The organism is Candidatus Manganitrophus morganii (assembly GCA_021651055.1).
Taxonomy (GTDB): domain Bacteria; phylum Nitrospirota; class Nitrospiria; order SBBL01; family Manganitrophaceae; genus Manganitrophus; species Manganitrophus morganii.
In genome coordinates, this window is sequence record JAJHOH010000001.1 from 4,190,273 (window position 1) to 4,203,963 (window position 13,691).

Sequence of the window (13,691 nt, forward strand, 5' to 3'; positions counted from 1 at the left end):
CGGAGAGCGATCGGAGCGGGAGATCGGTTAATAAAACTTTTCGTAGTGGACCGATTTTCGCGGCATCCCTTTTTCGATGAGAAGGGTCCGGACCTCTTTGATCATCTCCCCGTTTCCGCAGAGATAGGCGTCTAGATTCTCTACGGTTTGAATCAGGCCGGGAAGAAGGCTTGTCACCCGTCCCTTCAATCCGTTCCATGCATCGGTCGGCCGGGACAAGGTGACGAAATATTTGAAGAAGGGATACTCCTTTGCAAGGGAGGTAAACGTTTCCTGGTAATAAAGGTCGATTTCGCTTCGGAGTCCCCAGTAGAGGGTCATCGGGCGGCGGCTACCGCTCCGAAGAAGGTGAACGATCATCGATTTGATCGGCGCGATCCCCGTGCCGGTCGCCACAAAGAGAAGCGAAGTGGCCGCTTCTTTGACGGTGAAATAACCGAGGGGATAGAGGAACTTCAATTTGTCTCCCATCTGAAGCGAGTGGATCTGTGTTGATCCCGGTCCCCCCTTCACCAGGTTGACGCAAAGCCGGATGATCTCCTTCTCCTCCGGAGAGGAGGCAATGGAGTAAGGCCGATTGTTTTGTCGGGGGTGTCCGTCTTTCATCTCGGTGACCTCGATCGAGATGTATTGCCCGGCGGTGAATTCAAGCTGCGGGGGATCGATCATCCTCAAGCTGACCTCTTTGACATCATGCGTTAGAACATGGATGTCGATCACTTCCGCGCTGCACTTTACAGGTTGCATGTATACTCCATAAGGAACTATTTATAATACGATTCCGCCTGCTCGATACACCGGGTGAGGTTCGGATGTGTCTCCGCGGTCAGGACATTGGAGAATTCGACCCCGGAAACAAAGGCGTTCTTGAAGGAGGCGCTCCACTTCACCTTCCCCTGAAGGGCTTCGGTCTCTTCCTCCCCTTCGAGCAGGAAATGAAGTGTGATTTTAACAGAGGTATCTTTTTTAATCTCTTTGCTCGTATACATCTCCAATCCACCCCGGCTGATGCCGCCGACATAGGCCTGATCGAAATCGCCGTCCGGCAGGACCACCTCCGCGATCGATTTGATCGTCACCCGAATGTGTTTTCGCTTCTCAATCATTTTCGTCTGCTTTCCCTATGGTTGATCGGATGGCCGGTGGATGAACTCCAGATAGATCGTTCGAGTCGGTCGATTTCTAAGACGATGTCTCTTCATATTCTTTCTGATATAAATGAATCAGGACCCCTTCTCTCAAGCCGTAATCACTCACATAGACCGGATCGTATCCGAAAAGCTCCATCACGGCGAGCAAGATCAAACTTCCGGTGAGGATGATATCCTCCCTCCCCTTTTCCAGCCCCAGCATTTTTCTTCTCTGTTCAAGCGGCATCAGGGAGAGTTCCTTATAGATCCGCTCGATGGCGGCGCGCGAGAGAGGATAGCGGTTCACCTTTTGTGGATCGTATGCGGTCATCTTTTGGTCGATCGCCGCGAGGGTGGTAATACTCCCCGCCGTTCCGACAAAAAGTCCCTTCGGAGGAAAATGATAACCGATCGGTTTGATCACTTTATCGATCGCCAGCCGCAAGTTTTTGAGCTCCTCCGGCGTCGGAGGATCCGACTTCAAATACTTCTCGGTCAGATGAACGACCCCAAGCTCGGTGCTGAGAAGAAAATTAGGCGCGTCTCCTTCGGCGCCGATGAATTCCGTACTTCCTCCCCCGATATCGATAACAAGCATCGGTTCGGTCTGGTTTTTTATCACAAGATTCACCCCCAGAAAGGTGCAGAGCGCTTCTTCCTCTCCTGAGATGACCTGCACATCGAATCCGGTTTGCCGTTTCACTTCATTTAAAAAGAGATCACGATTTTCCGCTTCCCGAACCGCACTGGTGCCGACCACGATCAAGTTGTCCACCGAATAATTTTTGAGGATCTCCTTAAATTGCTTTAACGCCGCGACCGATCGCTCGACGGCGGCGGGTAGGAAAGCCTTTTTTGTAGAAAAGCCCTCTCCCAGCCGGGTGATTTCCTTTGCGGAGCAAATTTCACGGAGCGACTGTGTATTCTCCAACTCCGCCACAAGAAGACGAAGGGTGTTCGTGCCGATGTCGATTCCTGCAATGACAGCCATTAACCTGCTCTCTCCTCAATCAAGGCGATACTTTTTCATCGGGGTCGGATGGCTGATCCATCTCTTTCATCTGGTCGAGGAGAATCTTTTGCTCTTCCAATAAGAGTCCGATGCGTCGAAATTCCCTTTTCCTCTCTTCCTCGGTCAGATTCCCCTTTCCGGACCAATGATCGTGGACCCTTTTACCCAGGGTTTGATGCGCTTCAAAGAGTTTCCGATTTGTTTTCTCCAGACGATAACGGATCCGGATGCGCTCTGCCTCGGCGAAGGAGCGATCGACGGCGGAGGCGGAGCGGGTTTGGACCGCTTGCCAGCCCCGAATCATATCCTCTTTCCAATGTTTTGGGAAGAGCCCCCGCTCCGGTTTCCACCACTTTTTTAAGAAGATCTCCCACGAAAGGGCCATTCCATCCTCACTTCATCCGGACCATTATCCGGTGGTCAACCACTCGAGTTTTCCCTTCCACTTTCTTTCCAGCAGGAGGCGGATCGGCCGGCTCTCCGCTTCGGTCAGATTCGGATCTCGATCGACCCATGTGAAGGCCTCGCGGCGGGCCGTTTCCAAAATGGCGGTATCTCTCATCAAGTTTGCAATCCGCAATTCCGGAATGCCCGATTGCCGTGTTCCGAAAAATTCGCCGGGACCGCGGATTTCCAAGTCGATCTCGGCGATCTTAAAGCCGTCATTGCTCTTCACCATGGCATCCAGACGGCGCTTCGCCTCGGCGCTGATCGGATACTCCGCGGCCAAAAGACAGAAAGACTGCTCCCTTCCCCTCCCGACCCGCCCACGGAGTTGATGAAGCTGGGCCAAACCGAATCGCTCCGCATGCTCGATCAGCATGAGGGTCGCATTCGGCACATCGATTCCCACTTCCACGACGGTCGTCGCGACCAAAAGATTGATTCGACCCTCTTTGAACTCCCGCATGATCGATTCCTTCTCCTCCCGCTTTAATCGACCGTGGAGCAGCCCGATTCGTCGATGCGGGAAGATCTCACGCTGAAGGGTCACGGACAGTTCAAAGGCGGCTTTGAGATCGCTTTTCTCGGACTCTTCGATCAGCGGACAGACGACATAGGCCTGTCTTCCTTTCGCGAGCTCTTTTTCAAGAAAGGAATAAGCCCGCTCCCGCTGCTTTCCATAGAAAAGGAAATTACGAATCGGTGACCGGCCCGGCGGCAGCGCATCGATGATGGAAACATTCAAATCTCCATAAAGGGTCAATGCCAGGGTCCGAGGGATCGGCGTCGCCGTCATGATGAGAACATCGGGGCGATAACCTTTCCCCGCTAATTTCGCCCGCTGCAGCACCCCGAACTTGTGTTGCTCGTCGACAACGACCATCCCCAGCTTTTTGAATTCCACCCCCTCCTGGATCAAGGCATGTGTTCCGATGACCAGATCGTACGCTCCTGCTCGGATTCCTTCCAGGATCTCTTCTTTGGCTTTCTTCCGCATCTCGCTGGTCAGAAACGTGATCGTTCTCCCTAACCGTTCAATATACCCCCGAATGGAGAGATAGTGTTGCTCGGCGAGAATTTCGGTGGGAGCCATCAGCGCCGCCTGGTATCCATTTTCAAGGGCAATCAGGATCGACATGAGGGCGACCAGTGTTTTGCCCGATCCGACATCCCCTTGGACCAGCCGATTCATGGGACGATCCGAGGCCATGTCCTCTTTGATCTCCGCAAGGACCTTTTCCTGCGCCGGCGTCAGTTGAAAAGGAAGAATCTCGCGAAGCCGATCCGGAAGTGGTCCGGAGGTCTGGAAGGAGATTCCTTTTTCCTGAGTTGAAAACCGCTTTTTGCGGAGGGCTAAACCGGTTTGGAGAAGGAAGAGTTCATCAAACGAGAGGCGGCGGTGGAAGGGGCTCCGGCCGGCGTTCAATGGGTCCAGCGCTGAATCCGATGCGGGAAAATGAAGCCCCGAGATCGCCTGGGAGAGAGGGATCAGATTATACTTCTGAATCAGGGCGGACGGGAGGATATCTGGAATCTTGGCGAGGTATTGATTCAGCACCACCTTCATCAAGGATCGAATCTGGCGGCTCGTCACCCCTTTGGTTTCATGATAAATCGGAACAATCCGACCCATATGAATCTGAACCTCTTCTTCATCGACCTTTTCGTAGAGGGGGCTTTCCATTTCGAGATGATATCCGCCGTAGTGATTTGCTTTTACCTTTCCGGAAAGCATGATTTTTTCGCCCACCTTGAAGAGGTCCTTTAGGTAGGGTTGATTGAACCATTTTGCGTGGAGAAGCCCGGTTTCGTCCATCACGGCCGCGTCGACGATTTTCATTCTGCGTCGGGGCGTCTGAACCAGGGAGACTGCTTTAATTTCGGCCAAGATCGTCTGCTCTTCCCCAGGTTGAAGGTGAGCGATTTTTTTTAAAGCGGTTCGATCTTCATACCTGAAGGGGGAAAAGAGGAGAAGGTCTTCAAGGGTCTCAATTCCAAGCTTGCCGAAAAGAACGGCCCTCTTCGGGCCGACTCCTTTCAGGTACTGAATCGGCTGATCCCACGGAAATGGGCTTGAGTCAATGATCTGTCTGGCCTGTTCGGTCATCGCATTTTAGGAGGTGATTCTCAGGAAGCAGAACGCTTTTTCTCTTGCCAATTCGAAGTGTTCATGATAGCATAGGGTCGCTTTTTTATCAACGAGATACAACTAACGGAAAGGATTTCGGGATCATGGCAAGAGTATGTGAGGTTTGCGGCAAAGGGCATCAGATCGGTAATTTGGTCAGCCATGCGAATAACAAAAGCAAGCGGAGCTTCAAGCCGAATCTTCAGACTGTTCGCGCCTTGATCGGTAAAACGGTAAAGCGGATTCTGGCCTGCACCAATTGTATCAAGGCAGGGAAAGTCATTAAAGCAGGATAAAGTCCGGTCACTCAGCCGGTGACAAATTATGTCCTCTTACTAAGTAATTTACTTCCGGTAAACCATCCTTTAACTTGATCTTTCTCTCCCGCGCCCCGGTTAACGGGGCATTCCCAGCCTAAGCATTTGGATTCTCATCGAAAATCAATCTTCTCTACATCGACCACAATTGATCAACGATGGCATTTCACTTGCAAATTCCTGTGATTAGGGGAATTTCCTCCACGGCTACTTGAATGATTAGGGAGAGAAAAAATGCAAAAGACATATGGCCCAAAAGCGGTTTGTCAATCTGTGGGTATTTCACAACGCCAACTCGGTTACTGGGGAATGATCGGCGTGATCAAACCGACGAAGCAGATGCACGGTGCGAAGGTATTTAATCGGTACACAGATGAGGATGTCGAAACCTTAAAGAAGGTGAAGAAACTGATTGAGGAAGGTTTTTTCGTCAGCAAGGCCGCTGAAAAAATTCACAAGCTGAAAGAGGCGCTCTCTTCCCCTTCTTCTGGCCTTTCTACCGGAATGCCGTCTCCAGAGCAGAATGGGATCCATTCTCATCAAGAAAATGGACACCGGAGCCTTTCTTCCTCGCTCTATCTGGAGGTTCGTCTTGTCGAGGAATTGGCGAAATTAAAGCAGCAGCCGTTTCCGCTGGCATGTATGGCGATTCAAGTTCTCTTTCCTTCTTTTATCAAACTTCCCCATCTGAAAAACGAGATCCTCCTGAAGCTTTCACTAAAATTTGGTTCGATGCTAAAGGCATCTGAGGTGATCAGCTACAAAAAAGATTCCATTTTCCTCTGGTTGATGCCGAACCGAACAATCGAGCAGGCCCGGCTTCTTTCCGGAGAAGTAAAAGAGATCATTGAAGGATCTGAATGGGATGTTCAAGATAAAAGATTCAAGCTGCAAGCGGCCTTTGGCTTTAGTGACTCCAATACGCCACCCCGGAAAGAGGGTAATCTTCTCACTGCCGCGGAAGGAGAACTTTTGGGACAAGGGTTACGGAGAAATCGGCTGGTTCAATAAACAAGCAATATGCATTCAATTGCGAGGATTTATTCAAAGAGGTAGGTGAACCCAAATTGAACAAGGTAATCGGGGCTGTCGTCAGTGAGCCCAAACCCGACCGAAGCATCGGCGCTGACGGCTCTCTCGAATTTGTAATTGACCCCTCCCAGTAGGGTTAAGATTCCCTTCGAAGCCGAATTTCCAATTTCGGTGCTTCCCGATATTTCCCCGATGAGAGACAACGGTTCCTCGATCGTTTGGAGCTCCAAACCGAGCGCATAGAGGATCTGATCAGGCAGATCCCCAAGGGGCGGATTCCCGATAAAAATATAACCGAAATTAATGTGGGCCGTCACAGGGGTGAATTCTTTGCTTGCGATGGCGACAATGCCAAGATCGGGTTCCCCGGTGGTGCCGAAGAAGCGATCACGTCCGGCACTCGGTACTTTTATGAAAAGTTGGCCTGCAATCGAGAGTGGATTCGCCTCCCGTCCTTTTAAGAAGCGTACCTTTGCACGCAGTAATAGATCCCCAATCTGGTTTTCATGTTCTCCTCCTTCTTCTCGAAACAAATACGGAAGAAGGATGTCCAGTTCCAGATTTTGAATGAGACCATATCGAATATCAACAAGCAGATTTGCATCACGCGTGTCGGAGGAGAACCGATTTAAAACCAGACCGGTTTCCAATTGATAATTCCCCCTCTCCAGAGGGATCGCCCTTTCAGTCAGGAGAAAGGGGCGTTCGGCAAATGCTTTGTCTGAAACAAATGAAAGGAACAGAAGGAGACTGGAAACAATCAGAAGAATTTCTTTTTTCCCGATGCTATTCACGGGCGTGATTCTACTTTCCAGTAATTTTTTTGTCAAGAATTTAAATCCGCTTTTCATCTTTAATTCACTTTTAATCATTTCATTTACAAATCACAACAAAAATATTTATTGAATTCAGCCATGATGAAGATAATTTAGGTTAGAACAGAAGTGTGATCAAGGGGTATTTAATGTTCGGCGTGATTCAAATGCTCTCCGATTTGACGAACCGACTAAGCAATTTCGAAGGGAAGTTTCCTTCGTGTTCAGAAGATAAATACCGCTCGTCAAAGGGTGATATCCTTCTTGAGTGGACATATATGTACATCAGTTCAAAACTGCACACACTTTCTTTTCAGAAAATAAGATCTTTCAACCTTTCTTCGAAATTTTACTTTTTAAATTAGGAGTTTATATTCTAATTGGGGATGACTCGCTTGGGTATTTCTCTTGCATCAAAGAATTGACGCACTCAAACCATTGGAGGAGTTGATGGTCTCTAAAAGAACAATCCTAATTGTAGATGATGAGATCGGACCGCGTGAATCCCTGAAGATGATTCTGAAACCCTTTTACAATGTTGAGACCGCTGAAGACGGCATTAAGGCCCTTGAGATTATCCGAGAGAAGGAAATCGATCTGGTGACGCTCGACCTCAAGATGCCGGGTCCCCATGGCGGGGAAGTGCTGAAGCAAATCAAGCAAAAAAATCCCGATATTGAAGTGTTGATTATCACCGGATATGGGAGCTTAAAGAGCGCGATCGATGGGATTCGACATGGCGCTTGCGATTATTTGATCAAGCCCTTTAATATTTCGGAAATTATTAACATTATCAATAAAGCGCTTAATAAAAAGAAAAAGATGGAAGAACTGAAAGGTTTCCTCAGCGAGATCGGCAGCACGTTCGGCGAAAATGCAAGCCTGGAGGAGATCAAGACCTATTTTAAAGAACAGCGAGAAGGATCAAAAGAAACGGGCATCGTTTCCAAGCAAAGGAGTTAAAAGAAATTGATATGAACACTGTCACTTTTCTGATTTTAGGTGTTTTGCTACTACTCTATCTTTGGACGGAGCGGTATTTGGTCACACCCTCAAATTTCTTTATTTACTACGTTCTCTTCTCAATTGCTTTATTTGCCGCGATGATATAGTTTTTTCTTGCGATGTCTTTTGGTCGATCATCTCTTCTGCATGCTGTAAAGTAATCGGGGTGATCGTGACCCCCCCCAACATCCGCGCCAGCTCGTGCACTCTCCCCTCTTTAGACAATTTTTTTACCGAAGTGGTGATCCTGTTTTCCAAGTCCTGTTTTTCGACAAAATAATGATGGTCCGCGAATTGAGCGATTTGCGGTAAATGGGTGATACAAAAAACCTGATGGGTTCTTGATAGTTTTGAAAGCCGCTTGCCTACCCTTTCGGCCACCCCGCCACCGATACCGGCATCCACTTCATCAAAGACCAATACCTCGACAGGATCAACCTCGGCAAGAATCACCTTCAGCGCCAGCATGATCCTAGAAAGTTCGCCGCCGGAGACGATCTTCCCGAGACTTTGCGGCGTTTCTCCGGGCAGTGCAATCAGAAACTCAATCCGGTCGATTCCGTCCTCCGAGAGAGATTTTCGCTCGGAAGAGATTTGAAAGCGAGTCCTCTCCATCCCCAATAGTTGCAGCTCTTCCTGAACTTTTTCCTCTAACTTCGTTTTGGCTTTCAGCCGCGTGCGCGAGAGAGAATCCGCTTTTTCCCTAAGATCTTTCTCGGCGCGTTCAATTTTCCGTTCTATTTCTGCCAGCTCTGTTTCACAACCGGAAATTTTAGAAAGGTCCATTTCCAATTGGGACCGGAGCGATAGAATTTCCTGAAGGGATAAACCATATTTCTTCTTCAATTTTTGTATCAGATAGAGCCGCTCTGTGACTTCCTGTAAACGATGGGGATCATACTCGAGCGCATTGAGCCGATTCCGCAGGAGGGTCGATAATTCTTTTAGGTTGATTTGGGCGTTCTCCCAGAGTTGTGTTTCCTCCGAGGCGTCATTTGTAATCTGGTTCAGCCGGTCAATCGCATTCCCGGTTTCGTCCAACCGGCTTAAGATGCCCCCCTCTTCCGACAGGAGGGCATAGGATGTCTCCGTGGCTGATAAAAAGGCTTCCCAGTTCTTCAGCGTCTTCTCTTCTTTTTCTAGCGCTTCTTCCTCTCCGGGCTGGAGGTTTGCGCTGTTTATTTCCGAGAGCTGGTATTCGAGAAACGCTTGCTTCTGTTGGCCCTCCGATCCAAGTTTTTGAAGCGCCGTCCGTTCCTGTAGGAGTTGGTGCCAAACGAGGTAGCTGTTTGCAACCTGTTTCCTTTGTTCAGAGAGGCTGCCGAAAGCATCCAGGAGGTCGAGCTGCCACTCTAAATTGGTCAGGTTATGATGTTCGTGTTGACCGTGGATTTCAGTGAGCCGCTGGCCGACTTCTTTCAATATCGATAGGTTTGCGAAAGAATGATTCAGATAAGTTCTATTTTTAGCCGATTTCGAAAGAATGCGTTTAAGGATCAGCCATTCGCTTGAAGGAAAATCGTTTAGAAGGGGAAGGTCGATCGAATCAAAGCGCGCTTCCAGGAGCGCTTCGTCCTTTCCTTCCCGAATGATTTCGGGGAAAGTGCGCCCCCCTAAGAGAGTGGAGAGCGCATCGATGAGGATTGATTTTCCGGCGCCTGTTTCGCCGGTGATGATATTTAAGCCTTCAGAGAATTCAAGAGAGACTTCGGAGATAATTGCATAATTTTGTATGCGAAGCTCTCTCAGCATATTTGGAATGCGTTACGATGAAGATAGGATGGAATCGATTTTTTGTTTAAACTGTTTTTTGGAGGCCGCTCCCACAATCTTATCGACCAGTTTTCCATCCTTGAAGAAAAGAAGTGTCGGAATCCCCATAATCTGATATTTCCCGGCGATATCTGGATTTTCATCGGTATTGAGCTTATAAACTTTCAACTTTCCGGCATATTCAACGGCAAGCTCGTCAATGGTCGGCGCGATCATTTGACAGGGGCCGCACCAAGCCGCCCAAAAATCGACCATGGCCGTACCGGCCGATTTGAGTACTTCTTGTTCCCAGGTTTGACTGGTCACCTTTGCTGCATTTCCCATCTCATCTCCCTTTCAAAAGTTGAGTCCATTTTATCCAACTTGCTGAGCCAAGTCAACGAGAAGAAATGAAAGCCCCCCATACCAAAGAGGATTATGGGGGGCTTTCGAATGCTCACACCTCTTCCGACATCAAGAGGTTTTTTATGCTTAATACATGTCGCCCATTCCTCCGCCGGGAGGCATGGCAGGTCCCTTCGATTTCTCTTCGGGGATCTCGGCAACCATCACCTCCGTGGTCAGCATCAGGCTGGCCACACTGGCGGCATTCTGGAGCGCGGTGCGGGTGACTTTGGTCGGATCGATAATCCCCGCCTGGACCATATCGACATAGGACTCGGAGGCTGCATCGAATCCGTTGGCGCCGCTTTCTCGTTTCACCCGTTCTACGACAACAGAACCTTCAACGCCGGCGTTTTCGGAAATCTGACGGATCGGTTCTTCGAGGGATCGGCGTACGATATCAACGCCGATCTTCTGATCCCCGTCAATTTTTACTTTATCCAAAGCCGAAATGCAGCGAAGCAGTGCCACACCGCCGCCGGGGACGATCCCCTCTTCCACCGCCGCTTTGGTGGCATGGAGGGCATCTTCCACGCGTGCCTTTTTCTCTTTCATCTCCGTCTCCGTGACCGCGCCGACATTGATGACGGCAACCCCGCCGACGAGCTTGGCAAGGCGTTCTTGGAGTTTTTCTCGGTCGTAATCGGAGGTGGTCTCCTCGATCTGTGCCTTGATTTGCTTCACGCGGCCCTGGATCTTATGGGCGTCCCCTGCCCCTTCGACGATCGTGGTGTTGTCTTTATCAATCGTGATCCGCTTGGCCCGTCCCAGGTCGGAGATCTTTACGTTTTCAAGCTTCAATCCAAGATCTTCAGAGATGACCTGGCCTCCGGTCAAAATGGCGAGATCCTCAAGCATCGCTTTCCTACGATCACCAAAACCCGGCGCTTTCACCGCAGCCACCTGAAGGGTGCCGCGCAGTTTATTCACCACCAGTGTGGCGAGGGCCTCCCCTTCAACGTCCTCTGCGATGATCAGAAGCGGACGTCCCATCTTTGCGACCTGCTCAAGAACGGGGAGGAGATCCTTCATCGTGGAGACCTTCTTTTCATTGATGAGGATGAAAGCATCCTCGAGCGAAACTTCCATTCTCTCTGAATCGGTGACGAAATAAGGAGAGATATAACCGCGGTCGAACTGCATTCCTTCGACGACATCCAGCGAAGTCGACATGCTCTTGGCCTCTTCGACCGTGATGACTCCGTCCTTCCCGACCTTCTCCATCGCTTCGGCGATCAGATCACCGATGGTCTTGTCATTGTTTGCCGAAATCGTTCCAATCTGGGCAATCTCTTTTTTTGTCTGGCAGGGCTTGGAAATTTTCTTGAGCTCTTCCGTCACCGCTTCAACCGCCTTATCGATCCCCCGCTTCAACTCCATTGCATTCGCGCCGGCGGAAAGATTCTTAACCCCTTCCCTGAAAATAGCCTGAGCCAAAACGGTAGCGGTGGTCGTTCCGTCCCCCGCCACATCGGACGTTTTGCTGGCCACTTCTTTCACAAGCTGAGCGCCCATATTTTCATAGGGATCTTTCAGCTCAATTTCCTTCGCAACCGTTACCCCGTCTTTTGTAATTGTGGGTGCGCCGAATTTCTTTTCAATGACCGCATTTCTTCCCTTTGGACCTAATGTCGCCTTGACTGCATTGCTAAGCTGATTGACACCCCGTAGGATGGCTGCGCGGGCCTCGTCGCTAAATACCATCTGCTTTGCCATCGAATTTCCTCCTTCTGAGCGGTTAACAGTTTAAAGTTCTAGAATTTTTTTATTCGAGAATACCGAGGATGTCCTCTTCTTTTAAGATCAGATATTCCTGATTGTCGATGGTGATTTTGCTGCCTGAATATTTATCGAAGAGGACGGTATCTCCGACTTTGACGTTTTTCACTTCTCCGCCGATTGCTTCGATTTTTCCCTTCTGGGGTTTTTCTTTGGCGGCATCCGGAATATAAAGCCCGCCGGAAGTCTTTTCAGGTTCGCCTGAGTAGCTGACGAAAACTCTCTCCTTGAGCGGTTTGAATTTAACGGCAGATTTCGTAGCCTGTGCCATGGTTCCCTCCTTCAAAATTGAAATTAGTCTGAATTTACAAGGTATTTAGAATGGAGAGTTACTTATTAGCACTCTCTCATTCAGAGTGCTAATAAGATATATAACAATCCCAAGAACAAAATCAAGTCCTATTTTAATTTTGAGAATAAAATTTCTCAAAACTCGGGATTCGATTTCTCTCCGTATTCTGTCGTATAACAGCGTGGGCCGACTACCTGATACTTTGCTGCGCCGTCAATTTCGGAGAAAGGTCCTTGAAGATCCTCCAACTCTTCAGAAGATCAATCGCTTTTTGAAGCTGAGCGTCTTCCTCTTTATCTTGAGGAGGCTCATTGATCCCGATTTCATCCGATGAACTCTGGGGGTCTAAATCGACCTTATCCGGTTTATCCGCATCGGGTCTAAGCTCATTCTTCAAGTGCCGATCCAAATCCTTTTCACGGAGGATTGGGGCGTTCTTGACCTCTTTCGGCAAAATCGGTTTGACCAAGATATCCGGATCGATCCCGGTATTTTGAATCGAACGTCCTTTCGGGGTGTAATATTTCGCCGTCGTCAAACGGAGTGCGGAGCCGTCGGACAGGGGAAGAATTGTTTGAACGGAACCTTTTCCGAAGGTTTGGGTTCCCACGACCATGGCCCTGCCCCAGTCCTGCAACGCCCCCGAAACAATTTCGGACGCGGAGGCGCTTCCTTCATTCACAAGTACAATGATCGGAATTTCTTTTAACGCGCTTGAATTGCTCGCAAGGTACTCATCTCGCTTGCCATCTCTTCCTTTGATAAATACGATCAGCTTTCCACTTTCGAGGAATTGCTCCGTCACCTCGACGGCCGAAGTGAGCAGACCCCCTGGATTGTTTCGAAGGTCGAGAATGAGCGAGTGAATGTTGTTTTCACGCAAACCCGAAATTGCTTTTGAGAGATCTCTTGCGGTCTGCTCCTGAAATTGGGTAAGTCGAATATAACCAATCCCCGGCTCGAGGACTTTTGATTTGACGCTCTGAATGCGGATGATGTCTCGAACGAGCTCAAAAACCAGCGGGTTTGGAACTTGGTCTCGCTGGATGGTCAGGATGACCTTTGTCCCCTTTTCTCCCCGCATTTTATTAACGGCGTCCATCAGGCTGGTTTCTTTCGTCAAGACCTGATCATCGACTTTGAGAATGATATCCCCCGGCTTCACTCCAGCCAATTCGGCAGGGGTTCCTTCGATGGGGGCGATCACGACTAACCTGTTTTCCTTCGTCCCGATTTGAAGTCCCAACCCGCCGAATTCCCCTTTTGTATCCACCTGCATCTCTCTGTATACTTCAGGCGGCATAAAAGCGGAGTGGGCATCTAAGGTATTCAACATTCCTTTGACGGCACCATACATCAACTCTTTGCTCTTCACCGGCTCGACATAATTTCTCTGTAGGGTGGAGAGAACCTCTGAAAAGAGCTTCAGGTCCTCGTAGCTATCGGATTCAGCCGAAACCTTCCCTTCGAGATCCCTTTCCACAAAGATGCTCATACTAAAAATGGAAAGTATGATCATCGCCAAAAAGGTGATCCGTGCCCGTTTGCTGAATGTCATTATATTATTCCTCCTTGCTGAT

General features: G+C 49.3%; 14 protein-coding genes. 3 read left to right on the forward strand and 11 right to left on the reverse strand.

Annotated elements, in window-relative coordinates:
• Positions 1–27: 27 nt before the first annotated feature.
• From MCM46_19245 to recG, 5 genes are all read right to left on the reverse strand, one after another.
• Entirely contained in the window at positions 28–747 is a 720-nt protein-coding gene (locus MCM46_19245) for an FAD-binding oxidoreductase (protein MCG3113946.1), read from the reverse strand.
• A 17-nt stretch (positions 748–764) separates the two neighbouring features.
• Positions 765–1,106: a PilZ domain-containing protein gene (locus tag MCM46_19250; protein MCG3113947.1), complete on the reverse strand. Its 342-nt coding sequence runs from the start codon at positions 1,104–1,106 to the stop codon at positions 765–767.
• 76 nt (positions 1,107–1,182) lie between these two features.
• Entirely contained in the window at positions 1,183–2,121 is a 939-nt protein-coding gene (locus tag MCM46_19255; GenBank protein MCG3113948.1) for a Ppx/GppA family phosphatase, read from the reverse strand.
• A 19-nt stretch (positions 2,122–2,140) separates the two neighbouring features.
• Positions 2,141–2,527: a hypothetical protein gene (locus MCM46_19260; protein ID MCG3113949.1), complete on the reverse strand. Its 387-nt coding sequence runs from the start codon at positions 2,525–2,527 to the stop codon at positions 2,141–2,143.
• Positions 2,528–2,551: 24 nt separating this feature from the next.
• The gene (gene recG, locus MCM46_19265; GenBank protein ID MCG3113950.1) at positions 2,552–4,693 is read right to left on the reverse strand and encodes an ATP-dependent DNA helicase RecG; all 2,142 of its coding nucleotides are present in this window, start codon (positions 4,691–4,693) and stop codon (positions 2,552–2,554) included.
• 125 nt (positions 4,694–4,818) lie between these two features.
• Here recG and rpmB point away from each other — a divergent pair, with 125 nt between their 5' ends.
• Entirely contained in the window at positions 4,819–5,010 is a 192-nt protein-coding gene (rpmB, locus tag MCM46_19270) for a 50S ribosomal protein L28 (protein MCG3113951.1), read from the forward strand.
• A gap of 255 nt (positions 5,011–5,265) precedes the next feature.
• Entirely contained in the window at positions 5,266–6,042 is a 777-nt protein-coding gene (locus MCM46_19275) for a MerR family transcriptional regulator (GenBank protein MCG3113952.1), read from the forward strand.
• A gap of 29 nt (positions 6,043–6,071) precedes the next feature.
• Here MCM46_19275 and MCM46_19280 read toward each other — a convergent pair whose 3' ends face one another.
• Positions 6,072–6,857, reverse strand: coding sequence for a transporter (locus tag MCM46_19280; protein MCG3113953.1), 786 nt, complete (start codon positions 6,855–6,857; stop codon positions 6,072–6,074).
• A 534-nt stretch (positions 6,858–7,391) separates the two neighbouring features.
• On the opposite strand from MCM46_19280, the gene MCM46_19285 reads away from it, so the two are divergent.
• Positions 7,392–7,841 (forward strand): response regulator, encoded by a 450-nt coding sequence (locus MCM46_19285; protein ID MCG3113954.1) that lies wholly within the window; start codon positions 7,392–7,394, stop codon positions 7,839–7,841.
• 99 nt (positions 7,842–7,940) lie between these two features.
• Here the strand turns inward: MCM46_19285 and recN are convergent, their stop codons facing one another.
• From recN to MCM46_19310, 5 genes are all read right to left on the reverse strand, one after another.
• Positions 7,941–9,635 (reverse strand): DNA repair protein RecN, encoded by a 1,695-nt coding sequence (gene recN / locus MCM46_19290; GenBank protein ID MCG3113955.1) that lies wholly within the window; start codon positions 9,633–9,635, stop codon positions 7,941–7,943.
• Between the two features lie 12 nt (positions 9,636–9,647).
• The gene (trxA, locus tag MCM46_19295; GenBank protein MCG3113956.1) at positions 9,648–9,980 is read right to left on the reverse strand and encodes a thioredoxin; all 333 of its coding nucleotides are present in this window, start codon (positions 9,978–9,980) and stop codon (positions 9,648–9,650) included.
• A 147-nt stretch (positions 9,981–10,127) separates the two neighbouring features.
• Positions 10,128–11,756 carry a chaperonin GroEL gene (gene groL / locus MCM46_19300; protein MCG3113957.1) on the reverse strand — a complete coding sequence of 543 codons (1,629 nt, stop codon included), beginning with the start codon at positions 11,754–11,756 and terminating at the stop codon, positions 10,128–10,130.
• A gap of 49 nt (positions 11,757–11,805) precedes the next feature.
• Complete coding sequence (locus MCM46_19305) at positions 11,806–12,090, reverse strand: co-chaperone GroES (protein MCG3113958.1); 285 nt, start codon at positions 12,088–12,090, stop codon at positions 11,806–11,808.
• Positions 12,091–12,301: 211 nt separating this feature from the next.
• Positions 12,302–13,669, reverse strand: a complete 1,368-nt coding sequence (locus tag MCM46_19310) for a S41 family peptidase (GenBank protein ID MCG3113959.1) — start codon at positions 13,667–13,669, stop codon at positions 12,302–12,304.
• Between the last annotated feature and the right edge of the window lie 22 nt (positions 13,670–13,691).